At 55.8% G+C, this 20,477-nt stretch carries 21 protein-coding genes; 10 read left to right on the forward strand and 11 right to left on the reverse strand.

The genetic code is table 11. The annotated features are described in order from the left end of the window. Nucleotides 1-37 precede the first annotated feature (37 nt). Together HZB34_02645 and HZB34_02650 are read right to left on the reverse strand one after the other, a co-directional pair. Nucleotides 38-844 (reverse strand): RNA methyltransferase, encoded by an 807-nt coding sequence (locus HZB34_02645; protein MBI5314848.1) that lies wholly within the window; start codon nucleotides 842-844, stop codon nucleotides 38-40. Between the two features lie 165 nt (nucleotides 845-1,009). Continuing rightward, on the reverse strand, nucleotides 1,010-1,351 hold the full coding sequence (locus HZB34_02650; GenBank protein MBI5314849.1) for a hypothetical protein: 342 nt from the start codon (nucleotides 1,349-1,351) through the stop codon (nucleotides 1,010-1,012). 172 nt (nucleotides 1,352-1,523) lie between these two features. Here HZB34_02650 and HZB34_02655 point away from each other — a divergent pair, with 172 nt between their 5' ends. After that, on the forward strand, nucleotides 1,524-1,985 hold the full coding sequence (locus tag HZB34_02655; protein MBI5314850.1) for a helix-turn-helix domain-containing protein: 462 nt from the start codon (nucleotides 1,524-1,526) through the stop codon (nucleotides 1,983-1,985). Between the two features lie 189 nt (nucleotides 1,986-2,174). On the opposite strand, the gene HZB34_02660 is transcribed toward HZB34_02655, so the two are convergent. After that, entirely contained in the window at nucleotides 2,175-3,368 is a 1,194-nt protein-coding gene (locus HZB34_02660; GenBank protein ID MBI5314851.1) for a class I SAM-dependent rRNA methyltransferase, read from the reverse strand. 144 nt (nucleotides 3,369-3,512) lie between these two features. On the opposite strand from HZB34_02660, the gene HZB34_02665 reads away from it, so the two are divergent. From HZB34_02665 to HZB34_02685, 5 genes are all read left to right on the forward strand, one after another. Beyond that, nucleotides 3,513-5,168 carry an alpha-keto acid decarboxylase family protein gene (locus HZB34_02665; protein ID MBI5314852.1) on the forward strand — a complete coding sequence of 552 codons (1,656 nt, stop codon included), beginning with the start codon at nucleotides 3,513-3,515 and terminating at the stop codon, nucleotides 5,166-5,168. Between the two features lie 312 nt (nucleotides 5,169-5,480). Continuing rightward, entirely contained in the window at nucleotides 5,481-6,725 is a 1,245-nt protein-coding gene (locus HZB34_02670) for a glycosyl transferase (protein MBI5314853.1), read from the forward strand. Then, complete coding sequence (locus tag HZB34_02675) at nucleotides 6,722-8,056, forward strand: glycosyltransferase (protein MBI5314854.1); 1,335 nt, start codon at nucleotides 6,722-6,724, stop codon at nucleotides 8,054-8,056. The genes HZB34_02670 and HZB34_02675 overlap by 4 nt, the downstream gene beginning before the upstream one ends. Next, a complete protein-coding gene (locus HZB34_02680; protein ID MBI5314855.1) occupies nucleotides 8,049-8,756 on the forward strand; it encodes a hypothetical protein in 708 nt (235 codons plus the stop codon). Before HZB34_02675 ends, HZB34_02680 begins: the two co-directional genes overlap by 8 nt. Before the next feature lie 12 nt (nucleotides 8,757-8,768). Then, nucleotides 8,769-9,602 carry an HAD-IIB family hydrolase gene (locus HZB34_02685; protein ID MBI5314856.1) on the forward strand — a complete coding sequence of 278 codons (834 nt, stop codon included), beginning with the start codon at nucleotides 8,769-8,771 and terminating at the stop codon, nucleotides 9,600-9,602. Nucleotides 9,603-9,761: 159 nt separating this feature from the next. Here HZB34_02685 and HZB34_02690 read toward each other — a convergent pair whose 3' ends face one another. The 6 genes from HZB34_02690 to HZB34_02715 are packed head-to-tail and all read right to left on the reverse strand — an operon-like array spanning nucleotide 9,762 to nucleotide 14,394. Next, nucleotides 9,762-10,205 carry a type II toxin-antitoxin system VapC family toxin gene (locus HZB34_02690; GenBank protein ID MBI5314857.1) on the reverse strand — a complete coding sequence of 148 codons (444 nt, stop codon included), beginning with the start codon at nucleotides 10,203-10,205 and terminating at the stop codon, nucleotides 9,762-9,764. A 4-nt stretch (nucleotides 10,206-10,209) separates the two neighbouring features. After that, the gene (locus tag HZB34_02695; GenBank protein MBI5314858.1) at nucleotides 10,210-10,488 is read right to left on the reverse strand and encodes a hypothetical protein; all 279 of its coding nucleotides are present in this window, start codon (nucleotides 10,486-10,488) and stop codon (nucleotides 10,210-10,212) included. Nucleotides 10,489-10,506: 18 nt separating this feature from the next. Continuing rightward, nucleotides 10,507-11,676 carry an LPP20 family lipoprotein gene (locus HZB34_02700; protein MBI5314859.1) on the reverse strand — a complete coding sequence of 390 codons (1,170 nt, stop codon included), beginning with the start codon at nucleotides 11,674-11,676 and terminating at the stop codon, nucleotides 10,507-10,509. After that, nucleotides 11,673-13,151 (reverse strand): hypothetical protein, encoded by a 1,479-nt coding sequence (locus HZB34_02705; protein MBI5314860.1) that lies wholly within the window; start codon nucleotides 13,149-13,151, stop codon nucleotides 11,673-11,675. Before HZB34_02705 ends, HZB34_02700 begins: the two co-directional genes overlap by 4 nt. Before the next feature lie 15 nt (nucleotides 13,152-13,166). Beyond that, on the reverse strand, nucleotides 13,167-13,769 hold the full coding sequence (locus HZB34_02710) for a penicillin-binding protein activator LpoB (GenBank protein MBI5314861.1): 603 nt from the start codon (nucleotides 13,767-13,769) through the stop codon (nucleotides 13,167-13,169). 58 nt (nucleotides 13,770-13,827) lie between these two features. Then, a complete protein-coding gene (locus tag HZB34_02715) occupies nucleotides 13,828-14,394 on the reverse strand; it encodes an LPP20 family lipoprotein (GenBank protein MBI5314862.1) in 567 nt (188 codons plus the stop codon). A 319-nt stretch (nucleotides 14,395-14,713) separates the two neighbouring features. On the opposite strand from HZB34_02715, the gene HZB34_02720 reads away from it, so the two are divergent. Next, nucleotides 14,714-14,884, forward strand: coding sequence for a hypothetical protein (locus tag HZB34_02720; GenBank protein ID MBI5314863.1), 171 nt, complete (start codon nucleotides 14,714-14,716; stop codon nucleotides 14,882-14,884). A gap of 132 nt (nucleotides 14,885-15,016) precedes the next feature. Here HZB34_02720 and HZB34_02725 read toward each other — a convergent pair whose 3' ends face one another. Continuing rightward, nucleotides 15,017-16,411: a tetratricopeptide repeat protein gene (locus tag HZB34_02725; protein ID MBI5314864.1), complete on the reverse strand. Its 1,395-nt coding sequence runs from the start codon at nucleotides 16,409-16,411 to the stop codon at nucleotides 15,017-15,019. Nucleotides 16,412-16,556: 145 nt separating this feature from the next. Between HZB34_02725 and acs the strand changes: the two genes are divergently transcribed. From acs to HZB34_02740, 3 genes are all read left to right on the forward strand, one after another. Further along, on the forward strand, nucleotides 16,557-18,443 hold the full coding sequence (gene acs / locus HZB34_02730) for an acetate--CoA ligase (GenBank protein ID MBI5314865.1): 1,887 nt from the start codon (nucleotides 16,557-16,559) through the stop codon (nucleotides 18,441-18,443). Nucleotides 18,444-18,514: 71 nt separating this feature from the next. Beyond that, nucleotides 18,515-18,994, forward strand: coding sequence for an IPT/TIG domain-containing protein (locus HZB34_02735; GenBank protein ID MBI5314866.1), 480 nt, complete (start codon nucleotides 18,515-18,517; stop codon nucleotides 18,992-18,994). A gap of 334 nt (nucleotides 18,995-19,328) precedes the next feature. Further along, nucleotides 19,329-19,553 (forward strand): hypothetical protein, encoded by a 225-nt coding sequence (locus tag HZB34_02740; protein MBI5314867.1) that lies wholly within the window; start codon nucleotides 19,329-19,331, stop codon nucleotides 19,551-19,553. Between the two features lie 19 nt (nucleotides 19,554-19,572). Here the strand turns inward: HZB34_02740 and HZB34_02745 are convergent, their stop codons facing one another. Beyond that, nucleotides 19,573-20,100, reverse strand: coding sequence for a pyridoxamine 5'-phosphate oxidase family protein (locus tag HZB34_02745; protein MBI5314868.1), 528 nt, complete (start codon nucleotides 20,098-20,100; stop codon nucleotides 19,573-19,575). Between the last annotated feature and the right edge of the window lie 377 nt (nucleotides 20,101-20,477).

Genomic DNA, 20,477 nt, shown 5'->3' on the forward strand with positions numbered 1-20,477 from the left:
GCGGGAACATTCCCTCGGATAGATGAATGGGCCCGGGTCATTTCCGTTTGGGAAGCCGCGAGAAGTGGAATGCGGCAATCGCAACAGTCGCCGCAACGTTAAGTGACTCCACGTCACGGCTCAGGGGAATCGTGAATCGAGTGGTCGCCTGGCTGCTCAGTTGAGCTGACAAACCCCGACCTTCATTCCCGACAGCAAGGATGAGTCTCCGAGGCACCTGACGAATCTCGTCGATCGGAACAGTTCCGTTCCCTGTCGCTTCTGCCGCAAAAATCCCGCAGTCTTGACGAATCAACACGGAGACGTCTCTGGCAATAAAGATCGGTAGGCTGAGCAACGAGCCGCTGGTCGCACGAACAACCTTGGGATGATAGACATCAGCAGATTCAGGCGTGAGCCACAGCCCACTGAGGTTGAGAGCTGCCGCCGTTCGAATAATAGCTCCAACATTCGTGGGATCTTGGAGCTCTTCCCCAAAAATTCCCAGGACAGTCGGCTGTCTCAGCACACTTCCTTCATCCCATGTCGGTTGCCGCACGACAGCGAGGATGCCTTGAGGCGCATCCAAATCAGATATCCTTGAGAATTGGAGGTCTGAACAGGAGTATTGTTTCGTCGAGGAGGCCACACGGATCACCCGTTCGTCCCGCCCCCCCCTTGGGAGATAGCCCTGGGTTGACACAATTGCCAGAATCTGGTCGGGATACCGGGTTAGAAGATCCTCTACTGCATGGCTGCCTTCGACCACGAACGAACCACTCTGCGCTCGGACAGATTTTTCACGAAGAAGCCCCCGAATGTCGGCTCCTTGAGACCTTGTTAGAAGGGGGACTGCGGCAGCCATCTTAGGCGGGATTCTTCACGAATGCGGTGGCACGGCGTTCGAGGCTGAACCGGTCTGGATTCTCACAAGTAAGACAGAAACGAATCGCAGCTCACCACATTGACCGGACCACTGAGCGGATACTCACCAGTATCCTTAGCGAGTACGCACCTGGATAGCACTGCTTCAGCGGCGTTTCCGTCCGGATGCCGCTTCGGCAGCTCGAATTCGTTGAGCCCGTGCCTTCGCCCGTTTGAGGGCGGTCAATTTTCCTTTGGTTCGATCCTGCTCATCCTGAAGCTTTTCGAACTGAGACTTGAGATAGAGTTTTTCCCGCCTGTGCAGCGAAGCGCATTCTTCTTTCGAAAGCTGAATCCAATCTCCACCAGTACGAGCCCGTTTGATCCGCTGTTCCAGCGACTCACGCAACTGCCTGGAACGCATGGTTAAGAGAGACTTCAAGGCATCCTTACGACGCTGAACTTCTTCTTCTTCTGCGATAATTCCTCGAATATCCGTCCCTAACATGATCCTCCTCCTCACTGAATCGATAATACCCCCACGACGCACTATACCCGATTTCATCAGGCATCTTCCACTGGGAGGGAAACATTCTTAAGTCATTGTGTTTCAAGGAAAATTATGCAGGATCCGCCCTAGGGAGGTTGCAGCATCGCCTCTGCTTGAGTATCATCAGGCCATGGAGCTCGGACAACTGATTCAGGCCTGGCGTGTCTCGCAAGGTCATTCCATCGATGATTTGGCGGCCGAATTACATCTTCAACCTCACCTCTTGGAGAAAATTGAGACGGGTGAGATTGACCCCTCCGCCTCCCTGCTGGAAGCGCTCGCCGGCGCATTGAAGATCCCTCCGGCCTGGCTCTTTAGCCACCCAACCTTATTTCGAACTCTCTTTGAAGATCCCGAGGACAAGACAGACTCCATCCCTCCGGGCCCCGATCCTGTTACAGAACGGATTCTCGCCGGATCACATATGGATCGGTCGCTGTATGTCCTGCTCACAGCAATTATGCAAAGCGGCGAACCGAAATTGTTGCGCGCAGCGGAAGTGAATTTGCGGAGCCTTGTCAAACAGGCCAAACAGGCAACGGTACCCTGGCAAAACCGCCCGTCGGGCCACTTCGAACCACCAAGCGACTAGCACGACGCTGAAAAAGTCCGCCAGCGTGATTGCAAGGTTAAGGCTGAGGCTAAGGTTGAGCAAACACGAACCTCTTCGACGCTTAACCTTAACCTCGACCTACACCTACTTCATACGTTGCGGCCTTGCTGAACGGCCTTTTTGAGCGTCCTGCATACAAACGACGATGTCATGCTACCGGCCTCATGCTCACAATACCTGTAGGATGAAGCACTTGAGGTAGCGCGTCTCGGGCATTGTGGCGAGGACGGGATGGTCACTGGCCTGTCCACGCTGTTCCAGCAAGCGAACCTGTCGTTGTGCATCGCGCGCGGCCAGACAGATCGCTGTCCACAAATCCTGCTCCGTCACATGGTGCGAACAGGAACTCGTGATCAAAAATCCCTCCGGCCTGGTCAGTCGTATCCCATGCAAGTTCACATCTTTGTAGCCAGCCAGGGCCCGACTCACGGCCTGTTTACTGCGGGCAAAGGCTGGAGGATCGAGTAGCACCAGACCATAACGGCGCCCGGCCTGTTTCAGTTTTCGCATTTCCTCAAACGCATCCCCTGTTCGATAGACACAGCGATCATCCACCTTGTTTAACAGCGCATGTCGCTGCGCGAGCGCCAGGGCGTCTTCACTCACATCCAGTCCTTCAACCGACTGTGCCCCTCCCAGCGCCGCATGAATCCCAAACGCTCCGGTATGCGCGAACACCTCCAACACATCTGCGCCGGCTGCATACTTCGCCGCCACTAGTCGATTCTCCCGTTGATCGCAAAACCATCCGGTTTTCTGGCCTCGTTCAACATCGACAAAAAATTGTGCCGGCCCCTCCTGGATGTTGATCGTCGTCGCACCGGCCCCCCGAAGAAATCCTTTCTCCATCGATAATCCTTCCAATATGCGACTCTTGGCATCGTTCCGCAGATACACTCTCGGGGCTCCGGATTCCTGACATAGAAGACCGGCCAGCAAGTCTTTCCGACGGTCCATGCCGGACGACAGGGTCTGCATGACCAAGACCTCGTCATATCGATCTACAATCAAGCCCGGTAATCGATCCGCTTCCCCATAGATGAGTCGATACGCGGTCGTTCCGGTGACGATTCGCTGACGCAATCTGAGGGCCTGCGCTAGTCGCCCTCTCCAAAACTGTTCTGTGATGGGTTCATCATCGAAGGTCAGAATCCGCACGCGAATCTTAGACGCAGGATTGTAGAGACCCCGTGCGTAGAATCTCCCGTCCGATGCCATGACATCGACCACATCACCCGCTCGCGGCTCACCCCTGACCTCCTCGACAAAGCCGGCATAGATCCAGAGATGTCCTTGTGCCACTGCGGCATGGGAGCGAGAAAGACGGACAGAGCCTCGAGAATTGTCATCCTGAAGAGTCATTGCATACTTATCCAATGGCGCGAACCGAACGTCAACCCCCTCCGGGCATATCTGGTTACTTGACGGCTGCCTTGCGCTGTGGTTTGCTGCCCGTAGGCGCAAGATCGTGCATGATTTCCACTCGATGAACCAGGAAACTTGAGAATGAGTCAAATACCGACCATCGGTTCCGCTGTTATCGACCGGCTCCACCAATTGGGGGTCCGCCATATCTTTGGAATCCCCGGCGACTATGTGCTCAGCCTCTATAAATTGATCGAGGCCTCACCGATTCAGCAAATCGGGACCACCAGGGAAGATTGTGCGGGGTTCGCGGCGGATGCCTACGCGCGAATCAACGGCATCGGCGCGGTCTGCGTGACCTACTGCGTCGGTGGACTCAATACCGTAAACGCCATCGCCTGCGCCTATGCCGAGCGGTCTCCGGTAGTGCTGCTCACCGGATCACCGGGGCTCTCAGAGCGTATTCGTACGCCGTATCTGCATCACATGGTGCGGGATTTTTCCACGCAACGGGAGGTCTTCGAGAAGATTACGGTAGCAGCCATCTCGTTGGATGATCCTTCGACCGCTGAACGAGAAATGGATCGGGCCTTTTCGTCAATGTTGCGCTATCGCCGCCCGATCTACATTGAAATCCCTCGGGATCTCGTTCATACGTCCTTGGCAAACCCCTTACGCCCCTTGTGCCTCGACGACGAACCAAGTGAGAGCGCCGCACTGGAGGAAGCGATAGCGGAGGTCCGAACCATGCTGGCTTTAGCCAGCCGGCCGGCTATTTTAGCCGGTGCAGAAATCGGACGATTCGGGCTCCAAGATGATCTGACCCGGCTTGTTGAACGGCTCAATGTCCCTATCGCCTCGACCCTGCTTGGCAAGTCGGTCATCCGTGAAGATCACCCGCTCTACGTCGGAGTATATGGCGGCCTCATCGCACGTGACGAGGTCCAACAGTTCATCAATGAATCCGACTGTCTGCTCATCCTGGGGTCGATCCTATCCGATGTCGAAGATCTCAATGCTGATTCACCTCTGCTGTCGGAAGGGCGCACGATCCACGCGACAGCTGATCGTGTGGCCATCAAACACCATCGCTACGACGCAATCAGGTTTCAAGACTTTGTCAAGGCACTGGTGAGCAATCCCCTGCCTGCATTTCCTTCTCGCCCGCTTCCAACACCTCCCTCCCCCGCACAAATCTCAATTGCACCGGATGCCCCGGTGACGTTGAATGGGCTCTTTCACCATCTCGATGGCCTGTTGAACGAGCAGACCCTTGTCATTGCCGACGTCGGGGAATCGCTCTTTGCAGCAGCTGATCTCCATGTCCACCGGCGCTTCGAGTTCCTCTCCCCGGCCTATTACACCTCAATGGGGTTTGCCGTTCCGGCCGCCATAGGCGCCTCGTTCGCCGACCCCACGCTTCGACCGATTGTGTTGGTTGGCGATGGCGCGTTTCAAATGACGGGAACAGAACTTTCGACCGCCGTACGATATGGACAAACACCGATTGTCATCGTGCTGAATAATCGAGGCTACTCTACTGAACGGGAGATTCTGGAAGGCCCTTTCAACGACGTCCACGAGTGGCACTATGAACGGATTTGCGACATGGTCGGAGGAGGAGTCGGCACGAGGATCACGACCCAAGGAGGGTTTGAACGAGGCCTCGCCATCGCCTTGGCCGATACGAGCCGCTTGCATGTGATGAATGTGCTGCTCGATCCGGCAGACCGCTCGGCCGGCATGGTGCGACTTGCCCATCGTCTTGCCAAACGCCTCTCCACGGATCGCCCCTAACGACTGGTTTATTGGGTTAATTTAGTTCATCTAGTTCGTTTCGTTGAACCAAACAAACAAGACAAACCAACCAGAGTAACCCTGTTAGAGGTGAAGGGTTTTTCCACCACCCTCTTCACCTTCCACTCCTGTTGCTCTCCGAATACCTAACAGTTTGGCCATTCACCGGTGGCATATCACCTGCACAGTTAGTGTAATATACTGATGCACCGGCGCTACGGTGCATGCAGCATACGTTTTTGATGCCTATTCGTGATTGTGCTGCATCTCAGAGCCAGATTAGGCAGCCAAGACGTTCATAAGGAGGCTCCCATGTCAGATTTCTACCAAAATGGTGTCGTGACAGTGCTTCACCGCCTCGGACAGTCGAATCTCGATCAGCTTGAGCGCGAATTGGCCCGGTATGGGCGTGCGAATCCCATTGCCCTGGTCCTTCCCTCACTCTATTCAGAATTGGGACGCCCGGCATTGAAGGCTATCGTGGAAACTCTCGACAGCGTGTCTTACCTGAACGAGATCGTCATTTCATTGGATCGTGCCTCGGCCTTGGAGTTTCGCATGGCGAAAGAGTTCTTTTCCGTACTCCCCCAACGGGTGCGTCTGATCTGGAATGACGGTGCGCGCATCCAAGCCATCCTCAAGCTCTTGGTCGACCACAACCTCGATGTCGGATTGCCGGGCAAGGGACGGGGCTGTTGGACCGCCTTCGGCTATGTGTTGGCCAGAAACAACAGCCAGGTCATCGCACTCCATGACTGCGACATCACCAGCTACAATCGGGAATATCTGGCACGCCTCTGTTATCCCATCGCGAATCCAAATCTCGGTTATGAATTCTGCAAAGGCTATTACAGCCGCGTGACAGACCGTCTCCATGGGCGAGTGACCCGCCTGTTCATCACCCCCCTGATCCGAAGCCTCCAACAGCTTGTGGGACCTCATTCGCTTCTGACGTTCCTCGACAGTTTTCGGTACCCGCTGGCAGGGGAATTCGCCATGGTGCGGGACTTGGCCTGGACCAACCGTTTTCCAGGTGACTGGGGTCTTGAAATCGGCGTCCTCGCGGAGGTCTACCGGAACTGTGCCTTGCGCCGCATCTGCCAAGCGGATATCGCGGATGCCTATGACCACAAACATCAAGAGCTCTCAGACCATGACCCCGATGTCGGCCTTCTCAAGATGTGCGCGGATATTACGAAATCCCTTTTCAGGAATCTGGCGAGCGAAGGCGTCATCTTGTCCGACGGAGTCCTCAAGACGCTGCGGGCAACATATTTGCAGGCAGCGCAAGAGGCGATCAGCCGCTACGAAAACGACGCGGCGATCAACAGCCTCACCTTCGACCGACACCAAGAGCGAACGGCGGTCGAAGTCTTCTTGAAAGGAATGAAACTTGCCACAGAAGGCTTTCTCGAAGATCCACTGGGCGTCCCCATGATTTCCAACTGGAGTCGTGTGACACATGCGGTCCCGGATATTTTCGAGCGCCTCGTCGAGGCCGTTGAAACAGACCACGCATGGGACCCCAAAACTGAAGCAGCAACCAAATCGCCATGAACACGAGCCGCATATCCCTCACTGCACCGACTGAAGCACGCATCCAAGAAATTGGCTCCGCTGATATCCTTGTCGGGATACCGAGCTACAACAACGCAGACACGGTCGGGCACGTCGTTCAGGCCGTCAGCGTCGGTCTCGCAAAACATTTCCCTGGATATCGGGCTGTCCTGGTCAATTCCGATGGCGGCTCTTCTGATGAGACCACCGCCATTGTTGCGCGCACGACTATCGACTCCCAACACTTCTTCATCTCCGACCATCAAAGCATCCTGCATCGGATCGTGACGCCATACCATGGGATTCCCGGAAAAGGGAGTGCTTTTCGAACCATCTTCGAGATTGCACGACGATTGAAGGCTAGAGCCTGCGCGGTTGTCGACGCAGATCTCCGCAGTATCTCCCCGGAATGGATCGAACTCTTACTTCGCCCGATCATGGCAGAGGGATACGACTACGTCGCTCCCTACTATCTGCGCCACAAATACGACGGGACAATCACGAACAGTCTCGCCTACCCACTGACCAGGGCTCTGTACGGACGACGGATCCGCCAGCCTATTGGCGGAGAATTTGGTTTCTCCGGTGAACTCGCAGGCCACTACCTCGACCAGCATGTCTGGGACTCGGAGGTGGCCCGATTCGGTATCGATATCTGGATGACGACGGAAGCCATCGCCAGCGGCGCAAGGGTCTGCCAAAGCTTCCTCGGCGCCAAGATTCATAATCCCAAAGATCCTTCGGCCGATTTATCAGCCATGCTGGTGCAAGTGATGGGGGCACTCTTTGCCTTGATGGAGCAACATGAAGGTCTCTGGTCTCGACAGGGAGAATCACAACCGGTTCCACTCTTTGGATTTCCCTACGAAGTCGGGATCGAACCGGTGCATGTCAACGTGGAGCGGATGGTGACACACTATCGACAGGGCCTTGCCGACCTTGAACCCCTCTGGCAACAGATTTTGGCAGGCGACACCATCACTCGATTGCGAAACCTCCAGGGCACAGCCGGCACTGACTGCCGTATCCCCGACGAGTTGTGGGTCCAGGTGGTCTACGATGCGGCCACCGCCTACCACAAACGCATCATGCCGCGCGATCACCTCTTGAAAGCCCTGACTCCACTGTACCTAGGGCGTACTGCCTCATTCGTCCAAGCCACCCAAGGCCTGACCTCCAAGGAAGCAGAACACAAGATTGAAGGCTTGTGCCGCACGTTCGAACACATGAAATCCTATCTGATTGAGCGTTGGCGACCGCTGACACTGCAACCTGTCTCGTCGGCTCTATTACGCCACACAACCGTAGCCGCAGGAGGTGATCATGGATGAGTTTATTGATCAGGCACTTCTCAAACCGCTGCAACTCCTCGGACACCAGTTGCTGACCGTGCTCCCCAATGTGCTGGCCATGGGTATTATTCTGCTCGGTGGCCTCCTCACCGCATGGGCGTCCGGTTTCTTCGTTGAACGACTGCTTCGCGTCATCGGATTCGACCATCTCTGCGATCGACTGGGAATGAATGCGGCGCTCTTGCGTGGCGGGGTCAAGACGGATCCTTCCCGCCTGGTTGGCCGCGGCATCTATTGGACCGTGATCGTGCTGGCTTCGATCGCGGCGTTAGGAGCCCTGAACCTCGCTCCAATCAACCAATTCGCCCAGTCACTGCTAGCCTATGTCCCCCACTTCGTTACGGCAACGGTCATTCTCCTGGCTGGATATTTTCTCTCGAACTTCACATCCAGAGCTGTCCTCATAGCAGCCGTCAACGCCGGATTGACTCCGGCCCGACTCATTGCAGCCGGTTCCCGCTGGGGAATCCAGATTCTTGCAGGAGCCATGGCGCTGGAGCAACTCGGCATTGCGCAACACATCGTGGTCGTGGGATTCGGCCTTACCTGGGGAGGGATTGTGCTGGCCGGAGCGATTGCATTTGGACTCGGCGCAACCGATCTTGCCAAAGGATTTCTCGAGCGACGACTCGGGGGACGGCCAAAGTCCAGCGTCGTCGATGATCTCCATCACTGGTAAGAGCACAAATCCATGCCCAATTTGATCGTCTATACGGACTTGGATGGCTCACTTCTGGATAGCACGACGTACTCTTATGAAGCGGCCTCACCAGCTTTGGCTGCACTCCGTGAGCTAGGAATTCCACTCGTCTTGGTGTCGAGTAAGACACGCGCGGAAATGGAACCACTCCGCCGACGTCTGGCCCACTGCGATCCCTTCATTGTCGAGAACGGTGGAGCGGTGTTTATTCCTCACGGCCTGTTCGACTTCCCCTTGGAGCGGATGCGAACCAGGTCTCCCTACCAGGTCATCGAATTAGGCCTCCCATACCACATGCTGCGCGAGGTTCTGAAACAGATCGAAGATGCTGTCGAAACGCCATTACAAGGCTTCGGCGATCTGTCGGTAGAATCTATCATGCAGGTGACCGGACTCCCCTATGCTGACGCTCTCCTGGCCAAGCAACGGGAATATGACGAGCCGTACCTCCTGCAAGGCCCTCAGGCACTCGTCGAAGAAGTCTGCCGCCAAATCGTTACACGCGGCCTGCGATGGACAAAAGGAGGGCGATTATTTCATCTGACCGGGGAAAATGACAAGGGGGAGGCCGCTTCCGTGCTCCTGCGCTGCTACCTCCGCCAACAGCGCATGAACGGACAGACGGACCGGATCGAAACCGTCGGCATCGGGGACAGCATCAATGATGCCCCTCTGCTGGCCATGGTGAATTACCCGATTCTTGTCCAGAAACCGGACGGATCATATGACCCCGACATCCACCTGCCGGGAATCGTCTATGCCAAGGGAATCGGGCCGGTGGGATGGAATGAAGCAGTGCTGGAACTCCTGGATCAGGTTGCGTAACCCGTATTATTTATGAGGCTGAGGGACAGGCTCCGCCGCTGCGGCAGAGCCTGTTCCTGTTCAGACCGTGCGCTCCGTCGCCCTAGACGGTGCCTGTCCCTATTTGGACGGGGACAGACACCACGCGCAGACGCGGAGAAGGGTGTCAGTCCCCTCCCATCAATCCTCTTCCGGATTAATAGTATGGAGCCCTGCAGAACGACAGGCTGTGAGCAATTGCGTGTCGGCACTGACGACAGTCAGCCGCAGAGGCTTGAGCTCCATAGCCAACGCCAGATGCAAAACCTGTGGTGTTCGGAGTGCAGGATACTCCAACGCAATCTCTTTCGTCGCTAAGTACGTTTGCATCGTCGGGGCGATGAACTGATATAGCCCTTCCTGCGATTCCCTCTCGAACTTATGGATCACCGAGTAGCAATCATCCCGAGTAATCTCTTCATGGTGCGCTCGATTGGCGAACGCCGTATAAAAATCCGTCACCGACCACGTCGGCAGAATCACCACTTTACTTCGCTTCACCATGAGCCTGTTAATGATACGTGTGCCGCGCTCCATACTGTATCGTTTTACCAGCGCTGTCGAGTCGAGATAATAGTACGGCATGCGATCACACCCTCCCCTTCAGAATAATGGCAGCCAAGGGGCCCGACATTTTCGATAGACGATCTTGGAGCTCATCGAGCGGGAGTTCGTCATATCCTTCCTTACGGAACTTGTCAGCCAGATTCCCTTGATTGAACGACACCGTGTCGTTCTTCAGTCGCTCTCCCAGCCGACGCTTCGCCAAGCGGCTGGGAACCCGTTGTTTTGTAACTGTCAACCCGCGGCCACGGCTGCGTGGTGCGCGAGTTGTTGTTCGTCCTGCTTCCGAGCTCGACTTGGCCATACATTCCCTTTCTCCAAGTTAGTGGGGTGCTGACGCCGGCGAAGATATCAGCCCGTCCCGCGGGCATCCCGCAGGCTGGCTTGCTCGAGCCGGCAATTCCGTCTCTCCAAACACATGCCCTGCAACGGCCTTTGCCACATCGGCAGAAAACTCTTGCTGCATGACACGCACAACCCTGGCTGTCGCCTCACGCTCCGACAAATGGCCTTCCTTCCCACCCTTTGACAAGGCGCCGACCACCCGCTGGCTGGTCAAATCCACAACTTCGAGATCACTACACCATCGAACGAACTTGAACAGAGGATCGCGGACGTCGATCGGCCATACCCTTACCATGCCTCGCACGAGCAACTCCGGTGATGGTCCGCTGGAAACGCCGCCGCTCGAAGAGCGATCCTCCCCCCACGGCCGGCTCGAGACCTGCAGTCCTTCCCTCAGCAATCCTTCCGTCAAGGCGCGCTGTACCGGCTCAGCCTGGTTGCCGGTCACAGCAACTGCCAGGATCAGATTCGTGGCAAGGAACTGTTCGAGTTCGTGTGTGAGTTCGCTTACTCGGTAGGCTGCGGGGGTACCCTGCCCGCTCGATCGAATCACGCGGAGGTCGGCATTGTAGGTCTCCCGGAGCACCAAATTTCTCGCAGCCCGTCTGAGTGCTCTGACTTTGGCTATCTTATCGTCCGGGGGCCGTCGAGCCTCCTGGACATCGTCGCTGATTGATCGATCCAGCTCCGTAATGCGCTCCATGAATGCAGTCTCTGCCTGGGACCGGTGCATCCCCGCGAGTGCATAGTGGAGTCCTGTGTGTACATCGACCCACCGGTCGACAATCCGGACATTCTCCAATACTTTATCGGTCGAGACGCTCGTCAGATTGTCCAGCGTCAACCGCCGCTCCTCGCTGCTATGTCCGCGCTGCTCGATCACCAGATATGACTCCCAGTCCTTTGCCTGCGCATTGACCTCAGCTTTGAAAATACGGGCCACCGCTGCATAAGCCCGATCCTCGGCTGCCGCTCGATTCTCCGCCTGTCCCACACCAACAAGATATTGCCCAGAGGGATAGGTGGTACTCACTCCATCGACCCAATCTGGTTTCGCTTGTCCTCCAAACCATGCACAGGCGGTTAACGCAATTGATGCCATGACCACCACTCCGATTCGGCTCGCGACACATATTCCGTTCATCATGGCATCACCCGCTGAATGAGCACGGCAGTCTCGCCTGGCCCAAGGAACAGGGTGCGCATGGTCTCCGGCAGCAGAGCATCATGGGATTCGCTGGGCTGCACCCGGTAATGCCCCGGCGGAATCCAAACCCGTGCGAGATGGATTTCATCAGGCAAGGTCTGCCAACTCCGCTTGTCCGCTTCCTCCGATGCCACTGCCCATCCTTTCGTCAGCAACCCAACGAGAAGACCGACCCACGGGCCCGCATCTTTTCCCGCTGCCTGCTGAGCCCCTCGCGTCGTTGCCTCGGCCATCGCGTGCTTTGTGGCGGCACGGGCGAGAGCCTTGCTGGTTATTACAGCCATCCGTTCTGAGAGGGCCTTATCTGCCAAGGCCGTCACGTTATGCACCAGTTCAGTGTTCACCGTCACGGGTGTGCCATTGTCAGGAATGAGACTGACTCGATCAAGCGGCACATGCGTTTTCTGCGGAACGAGCCGTGGCAAGGCCACGCGAACAACCTGCCCGTTTAGCCCGTACATGACTGTGTCTACACCCCGATTCCGTTCCGATTGTGAAAACCCACGGTTCAGGAGCACCAATTGGAGTGCATCGAGACTGATCGGTATGTCAAGAAACCTATCCTCCTTGCGTGGGGCGCGGCCATTATAGCTGATCACAACAACTTGAGCGAGTTCTTGCAACGCTTGACGAGCCTCCCATCTCGCATCGGGGAAGAGAGATTGGTACCCAGACAATTCTTGAGTAAAGTGCAGCGCCTCAGCTGTTCGCAGTAGGTCAATGGGCAGCTGGGATGGAACGGGGGTGTGTGACCAGGTACGGGTCGCCTCAAAGGCCTCATAGGCCTTTCGATAGGCAATAAATGCATCATTCACCTCACCGGTACTCTCATAGAGTATGCCGCTCAAATAGCGCGCAAAACCGTCATCCCTATAGGCATTCTTCTCAGTGGTTCGATCCGACAGGACGTTGAGCCTGTGGTCGATACGTCGTGCCTCGACCAGCGCATCTTGCCACTGACCCAATACCGCATAATTGAGTGCCTTTAGCACATTGATCAGCACCTGTTCGTAGGGATCACCCTCATAGGGTAACGCCGTATCATTCGTCATGAATGCAAGGGTTTCCGTTCGAATCTTTCGTGTGTAGAGACGATCCAATTCCTCCTCAGCCTGCTCCAATACTGCGTTGCTCTGCTGATAGTCGCCGGCGAGGTGGAGAGTCATGCCCCGATCCATGCCGTAAAGCAGGCGGCTCTTGTCGCCATACTCTTTTTCAGCCGATTGGACGATGGCATCGGCACCCTTGGGATTATGGGCTCGCAGACTTGTTTCAATGAGGGCATAGCGGTTGACTGAAGGGCCGCACCCTGCCAGCAGGACGAATGCCAGCAGGGCGAAGAAAGACTGAGTGGAAATGAAAATGCCCCACCGGGCCGGAACAGAGACGGTGGGGCTTGAGGCAAGAAGGCTCACCGAAGGTGTAGGAGCCTAAAAAATGGAACGTTTCTTTTCGACGACTTTCTTGATCTTCTTCTGACCGAACCAGACCTTGGCATTGCTCTCCAAATCCACCATCTGCAGATCGACCTGGTAGAACACCGCCTTCGTCCCCTCGGCCTCATCGAGGATCGTCGCAATGGAGCCTTTCATCATATAATCAGCACCGATCTCTTTGCCCGGAGCCTTCTGTGTCTCCTCGAGCGCATACATCGCTTGCTCTTTGCGCTCGGTCCGAAGCTCCTCACGATCTCCCTTTCCTGCCACAAACGTCACTTTTTGTGAGTTCGTGAGCTCACGTTCAAGGTCGGCCACAAACGTGTTCACATTGATATGCTCATGGCTGCTGTTCAGGATAGTCCCGACGACGACGACCGGCTGGCGATGCTTCGAACTAGAGAAGTTGTTGAGCCACTGATACCCCAGCGCTTCTTTGACCATTGACTCCGCGACCATCCTCGAATCGGTATCGTTCCAGCGGCCGCTCAGATCCGTGACGACTTCGGAGTCGACCCTAGTCACTTTCGTCTCTTGCGCACAGCCGCCCAGTAATACCACTGTCAGCACAAGGAGACCGACTCGCCCCCGATCCATCATGATCACGCGTACCTCCTCGCAGATGTGCCAATTGGCGGTCGATCAGTAGGCATGTTTACCGTGGGGCCCGTTTCTCTTCTTCCTTCTCAAGGCGCTCAAAAAGCCGATCCGCATTTTTCCTCACGTAATCGCGCACCTGTGCATTCAGTTCCTTCGCCTGTTCAAGATTATTCTTCATCTCCTCGAGATTCAGCTTGGCCAACACGTAGTATGTGCCCGTTTTGTCATCCTTGTAGCGCTCGATAGGCCTCACGCCGCTGAGGGTCGTGGTCGTCACAGTCTTAATAGCCCGCTCGACATTTTGTTCCTCCGAATTTTTCGTAAAGTCTCCGGCCGTCGTCGAGGCGGCATAATCACGCATCAAATAGCCTGTGTAGGTTTCAAAGGTCTTGGCGATTTCAGCTCTGGCACGATTTTCAGCAGTATCCCAGGCTAGCGGTTCATTCCGAACACCGGCCACAGCGCCGACGCCATAAAAGCCTTTGCTATCTTTCTCGTTAAACGCCCCCGACCCCTGTTTCACCCATTTCGGAGGGCCACCGCATGCAACAAGTCCAATCATCAGGGCCATCGCCACGCCTACCCCGACCAGCCTTGACTTGAACCCTAGTGTGCTATTCATGTGACGCCTCCATTGGTAATGATCAGGGTAGTGAATCAGTTACGCCCCAGCGGCTGACTCCATCAACTCACGTTCGAGATTTCAAACAAAATCATGCTAACATGCACCCCCACTTCAGTCAACGAAACAGACGGCCGATATCCCGTCTCGCTGTTCCGCATGTGTAACTTAACAGGAAAATATTTCCGCAGGATGCTCAAAAAGACTGATCAGCAAGGCCGCAGCGAATGAAGCAGGTTGAGGTCGAGGTTCAGGTTGAGCGAAGATCTGACTCTCCTCTCTCAACCTCAGCCTTAACCTTCCCTGAAGGAGGATACCCGTGGCAGATGTGCAGATCGATGACGGCATCATTAAAATTCTCAGCCTGGAGGTTCAAGACCCCAAGGCGGCACAAGTCCTTGCCGCATATCCTCAAGTTCGTTGGGCAGAAATAACACGGAAAGCCGTCAAGATTGGGCTGGGGTATCTCAAAGGAGGCGAAAGAGCCTAACGGCAGACTGCTGAAAAAGCCCGCCAGCAGAAAAGGACTGTTATTTGGCTTAGTTAGTTTGTCTCGTTTGTTTGGTTAAACCAGACAGACCAGACGAACCAGATAAACAAAACAACCAGTTTGAGCATCCTGCTACGGTTTCGACTGTGCCACCGCGGCTCTGGCACGGGCGTGATTCCCGCCAAGCTCTAGATACCGCGTAAAGGCCTCGACCGATTTTGCGTGATCCTTCATTTCGTCGGCGTAGAGGATGCCAAGGGAAAAGTAGACATCCGTGTAGTCGGGATTGACCACCAGTGCCTCCCGCATCGCACGCTCAGCCTCGGCATACTGTCCGCGTTTTTCATAGATCAACCCGAGCGTATAGGGAGAATCCGGATTCTTCGGCGCATACTGCATTGCCAACATCGCCGCCGCCAACGCAGCGTCAAGGTTCGGCAACACTTCCAGCAGCACATAGCTCTTGAGCACATAGGCGTCGCCGAACGTGGGGTCGTATTCTAGTGCTGTGTTCAGCAGTCTCAGGGCTTCTTCCGAGGATTTTCCTGATTGGAGGAGCGCGTATGCCTGTTCATATCGCATCTTTGCAGCCTGGCGCCGATCGGCCGGAGACTGGGGAACCGACCCACTAAGAAAGGCAGCCTTTCGGCCCTCGATCAACACTGTATCCCCTTCCCCTTCGAGCTGTACAAAAATGGGATGCTGGACGTCCTTTGTCCGTTCCTGAACTCGTTGCTTTACATACTCCCCGACCTCTGAGGCCATGAGCCAACCGTTTTTGTTACGATCTGCCAGGCCGCTCAACCCATCGAGCAACACCTGCACAAAGAGACTCCTCCCATTTTGCTGACTCAACAACTCACCCTTATCGCCCGCTGTTAATACTTGTACTGCTCGGCGCTCCGTATCATCTTCTGGTGCCAATCGTCCTTCGAGCGAGAGTGGTTGAGCAGTACTCACCTCCCACCCACGAACCGCAGTATTCAAGAAAAAGAGGGTGTGTTTAGATGCGCTGCGCCGGCTGAATTCTTTGAGCTGTTCAAACGTTACCGATTTGGACAGGTTCCCGATCTGCGAATCCCAAGGGACGAGGTATCCCAACTCCAGACCGTCAAGATCCTGCGTCACACCTGCATGCCCCCCAAAATAGAGCACAAGCCGATCGTATCGACCGACCTTGCGGGGCAGGAAATCCGAAAGCGTCTGTTGCAGACGTCGAGCACTTGCGTCCTTGTCGTAGAGCTCAATAACCTCGTCGAAGCCCAACTGACGGAACGACTCCGCTACGGCTTTCGCATCCTCGATCGCGCCGGGAATTTTGGGGGCCAGAAGATAGTTCTCGACCGCAACGATAATGGCCCACGACTTGTAATACAGCCCTTCCGGCTTCCCCAGTTGGGCTGATGCCGAGAGCGGACAGACCATGACTGCAATCACGCACACAAGGCAGGCAAAAAGAACGGGACGAGCTCCTCTGGGCACAGCGGTCAACAGTAATTGGGTCGGCCTCAACATGAGGTAGCGCATAACAAATCACCGTACTCTTGCGTCTGCGAGACTGTCAAGAAACAGGGGGGCGGATACCCTTCTTATGCATGGTTGAGTTCCCCTTCTCTCTCCATCATAATATGCCGATTCTGCATTGTTCGCGACCTGAAGGAGTCATTCCGCCATGGCAGAGAACATCGAAACACTCCTCAAGGAAAGCCGCCTGTATCACCCCACTGCTCAGACCAAAGCCGCGGCCTATATTCAAGACTACGAGAGCGCCTACAACAAATCGATTGCGGACCCTGAAGGCTTCTGGAGCGATGTCGCCAAGGAGCTCGAGTGGTTCTCTCCCTGGACCAAAGTCCTGGAATGGAACTATCCCTGGGCCAAATGGTTTATCGGAGCTACCTGCAACATTACCTATAACTGTCTGGACCGGCACGTCAAAACCTGGCGTAAAAACAAGGTCGCCGTGATCTGGGTCGGTGAGAACGATCAAGAACGAGTCATTACGTACGGCGAACTGTACCGACAGGTCAATCGCTGCGCGAACGCACTGAAAAGGCTCGGGCTCACCAAGGGAGATCGGGTCACAATCTACCTCCCGAAAGTTCCTGAACAAATCGTCGCGATGCTCGCCTGCGCACGTATCGGTGTCATCCATAGCGTAGTCTATTCCGGATTCAGCGCCCCAGCCCTGGCAAGCCGCATTCAGGACGCAGAAGCCAAACTGGTCATCACGGCGGATGTCGGATTCGACCGGGGAAAGGTCCTCGATCTCAAGGCGGTGGTCGATCAAGCCGTGGCCAATTCTCCCACCGTCGACCGTGTCGTGGTCCTGCGCCGACAGGCCCCAGGCGTCGCATTGTCCGCGCCGAAGGAAATCGATTGGCACGACTGGCTGAAAGACGAGAAGGCGGTGTGCGAAGCCGAGCATCTGGACGCGGAACATCCTCTGTATATCCTCTATACATCCGGCACCACGGGCAAACCCAAAGGCGTGGTCCATGTCCACGGCGGCTACATGGTCGGAACCTACATCACCACGAAATACGTTTTCGACCTTAAGGACAATGATGTCTACTTCTGCGTCGCCGACCCCGGCTGGGTTACCGGCCACAGTTATATTGTGTATGGCCCTCTCCTGAACGGCGCCACAATCCTCACAGCGGAAGGCAAGCCTGACTATCCGAATCCCGGACGCTGGTGGGATCTCATTGAACATTACGGCGTCTCGATTTTCTATACGACTCCCACCGCCATCCGTCTGCTGATGCGTTACGGAGAAGACTGGCCCAAGAAATACGATCTCTCCAGCCTTCGAATCCTGGGCAGCGTCGGCGAGCCGATCAACCCGGAAGCCTGGGAATGGTTTCATCGTGCAGCCGGTGGAGACAAACCGATCATGGACACCTGGTGGCAGACCGAAACCGGGGCCATCCTCATTACCCCCCTGCCGACAGTCCCCTTGAAGCCGGGCTCCGCAACCAGACCTTTTCTCGGCATCGAGGCAGATGTCGTCGACAATGCGGGCAACAGCCTCCCTGCAAACGCCGGCGGCCTGGCCGTTATCAAAAAGCCCTGGCCATCAATGATGCGAACGATCTACAAAGACCCCGAACGTTATAAGGTCTATTGGAACACGATCCCGAACTGCTATACCGCGGGCGACATCTGTCACAAAGATCAAGACGGCTACATGTGGTTCATGGGCCGCGCCGACGATGTGATCAAGGTAGCCGGTAACCGCCTCGGCACAGCGGAAGTGGAAAGCGCACTGGTCAGTCACCACGCCGTGGCCGAAGCTGCCGTGATCGGTAAGCCGCACAAACTCGTCGGTGAATCCATCAAAGCCTTCGTCATCTTGAAACAGGGGGAAGTGGAAAGCCAGGAGCTTATCGAGTCGATCAAGGAACAAGTGAAGCATGAATTGGGCAAAATCGCCGTGCCGTCTGAAATTGACATTGTGCCTTCGCTCCCCAAAACCAGATCAGGAAAAATTATGCGGCGGGTGCTCAAAGCCAAAGAACTCGGACAGGACCTTGGCGATATCTCGACGATTGAATAATGATTCACGCCTGTGCGAGGGCAGCTATGACAGCACCATCGACATGAGCCACAACAGAACGGAGACTAGTTATGGTTATGAACAGGGCAGCAGGCTTTAGGATCACCGTGACAGTGGGGCTGCTAGCTATTTGCCTAGGCGCCGTCAGTCCCCTCGGCACTTGGGCCGCCGAACCAGCCAAGAAGGAGATGAAAGGGAAAAAGCAGCCGCAAGTACGCAAGAATTTGTCCGCCCCAGAAACCGCTGGTCTAAAATTCTCCACGGCAGAAACTGCGGGAAAAGCTCCATCCTGTTTTGGTGAGGCACCAACGCTTGAGAAAGTCACGCCGGACGAAGGGAAAGCCGGAGATAAAGTCGTCATTACGGGGAGCAACTTCGGCCAGGCTGCATGTATGCGGGGCATCTCTTTCGGTCCAGGCCACCCGGCTCAGTTTCAACAGACCAATAACAGCATCACGACCACTGTGCCAAGCGGCGTCAAGAAAGGCCTGGTGCTTCTCACCGTCACCACGGCTTCGGGAGAAAACTCAAAGACGTTCCTCATGAAATAGAGGAGAGAGGGCAGACTAGATGCCTCCCGTGCTCGTGCAACGCGCGGTCTGGGAAGACCCTCGTTGGACACGCGCAATAGGAGACCATCTAGTCCGCCCTCAAGGAAGAAGGTGAAGAGCGGTGGTCGCTCGATGCGCGCAGTGAAGAGCAACCTTGGCCGCTCCTTTGGAGAGCGGTAGAGGATTGGAATGTGCTCGTTCGACGCGCGCAATCGAGGATCGACCAGGTTACCCTTGAGGGGGGGGGGGAATAGGAGGTATGGAGAGCGTGCGGAGTAGAGGGCTCTCTCGGCCACTCCCCTAAAGAAAGAACTGTATAGCTTGGAGGGTGCTTGTGCAACGCGCGGGGCGTAAACCAGGCGAACCGATTTATCTCACGCGTCACATCCTAGGCCTCTTTCTCGCCGTGGCCCTTCCCATCGTACTGCCCCTCCTGTACCACCGCTACATAGGGCCGCTAAGCTTTGCCACTCAATTCGTCGCAGGGCTCATCATCGCTCTGGTCGGAAGCCTCGTGCTCTATTTCGCCTACCGGTCCTCGGCTCGCAACGAGCCGTAAAACGGGCCACGTTCACCCTTCACACCTCACGTCTATCGTCCTTCCTACTCGGCTTCTGATGGACCCAGGTATGGGGATCCGTCGCGTCCGCAAGATAGGCTTGCCCGAATCCCAGGACCAGGTGCGCGCCCTCTAGCCGAAGTTCCCAGAGAGAAAAATCCCCGAAGCCAAACAACATGGCCGATTGGGGAAAGCGAGCCAAGTACCGCTCCTTCACTTCTTCGTAGATCGGCGCACCAGCATCCAACAACACAGCCTCGCCTTGAAGATTCATCCGCCGCAGGGCCAGCGGATTCTTTCCTGGCCTGTCAGGCTCCGAGACAAACAGTCCGACACGGGGGTCGCGCGACAGATGTTCGCTGTGCAACGCCAGGCGGCTTACATGAATATAGGCACGTGCCCAGTGTTCGCCAATAACATAGGGTACATGCGAACCAAACGGCCTCCCGTCTCGAAGCGTCAGCAGAACCCCCGTACGGACCTCCCCGGTCAGCTTCTCCCACGCAGTCTGAACCTCTTCATTCGACAAAGCTTCAGACATTGCCATCGAGATACCTCCATACTATTTTCCCACTTTAGCCCGGAGGGGAACAGCCAGACGGTCCTTCACAGCTTGCCTTTCCCCATTCCATATCTCTCTCAGGGGGTGGCCTGGACGATCCTCGATTGCACGCAACTTTCTCACCCGCCCACCCGAGCGCGCCAAGACGCGCTCTTTACCCAAGCGAGCACCTTCTGATTCCCAAACTTTCCAAGAGAGAGTAGGCAGATTGTTCTTTACTGCGCGCATCGAGCGACAGAACTGTTCCCTCCAAGCTTGCTCGCTTGCCCTTGTCTGGAACGGTACCCGTGTCAGGCCTGACTGCGGCCGTCGAACGAGCACATTCCAATCGTGCGCGTTCCGGGAGCAAACGGTCGACACGG

Source organism: Nitrospirota bacterium (assembly GCA_016219645.1).
Classification (GTDB): Bacteria; Nitrospirota; Nitrospiria; order Nitrospirales; family Nitrospiraceae; genus Palsa-1315.

Coding starts and splice junctions, on each gene's coding strand:
- HZB34_02645 (MBI5314848.1), bottom strand. CDS start 844: ATGGCTGCCGCAGTCCCCCTTCTAACAAGGTCTCAAGGAGCCGACATT.
- HZB34_02650 (MBI5314849.1), bottom strand. CDS start 1,351: ATGTTAGGGACGGATATTCGAGGAATTATCGCAGAAGAAGAAGAAGTT.
- HZB34_02655 (MBI5314850.1), top strand. CDS start 1,524: ATGGAGCTCGGACAACTGATTCAGGCCTGGCGTGTCTCGCAAGGTCAT.
- HZB34_02660 (MBI5314851.1), bottom strand. CDS start 3,368: ATGACTCTTCAGGATGACAATTCTCGAGGCTCTGTCCGTCTTTCTCGC.
- HZB34_02665 (MBI5314852.1), top strand. CDS start 3,513: ATGAGTCAAATACCGACCATCGGTTCCGCTGTTATCGACCGGCTCCAC.
- HZB34_02670 (MBI5314853.1), top strand. CDS start 5,481: ATGTCAGATTTCTACCAAAATGGTGTCGTGACAGTGCTTCACCGCCTC.
- HZB34_02675 (MBI5314854.1), top strand. CDS start 6,722: ATGAACACGAGCCGCATATCCCTCACTGCACCGACTGAAGCACGCATC.
- HZB34_02680 (MBI5314855.1), top strand. CDS start 8,049: ATGGATGAGTTTATTGATCAGGCACTTCTCAAACCGCTGCAACTCCTC.
- HZB34_02685 (MBI5314856.1), top strand. CDS start 8,769: ATGCCCAATTTGATCGTCTATACGGACTTGGATGGCTCACTTCTGGAT.
- HZB34_02690 (MBI5314857.1), bottom strand. CDS start 10,205: ATGCCGTACTATTATCTCGACTCGACAGCGCTGGTAAAACGATACAGT.
- HZB34_02695 (MBI5314858.1), bottom strand. CDS start 10,488: ATGGCCAAGTCGAGCTCGGAAGCAGGACGAACAACAACTCGCGCACCA.
- HZB34_02700 (MBI5314859.1), bottom strand. CDS start 11,676: ATGATGAACGGAATATGTGTCGCGAGCCGAATCGGAGTGGTGGTCATG.
- HZB34_02710 (MBI5314861.1), bottom strand. CDS start 13,769: ATGGATCGGGGGCGAGTCGGTCTCCTTGTGCTGACAGTGGTATTACTG.
- HZB34_02715 (MBI5314862.1), bottom strand. CDS start 14,394: ATGAATAGCACACTAGGGTTCAAGTCAAGGCTGGTCGGGGTAGGCGTG.
- HZB34_02725 (MBI5314864.1), bottom strand. CDS start 16,411: ATGCGCTACCTCATGTTGAGGCCGACCCAATTACTGTTGACCGCTGTG.
- acs (MBI5314865.1), top strand. CDS start 16,557: ATGGCAGAGAACATCGAAACACTCCTCAAGGAAAGCCGCCTGTATCAC.
- HZB34_02735 (MBI5314866.1), top strand. CDS start 18,515: ATGGTTATGAACAGGGCAGCAGGCTTTAGGATCACCGTGACAGTGGGG.
- HZB34_02745 (MBI5314868.1), bottom strand. CDS start 20,100: ATGGCAATGTCTGAAGCTTTGTCGAATGAAGAGGTTCAGACTGCGTGG.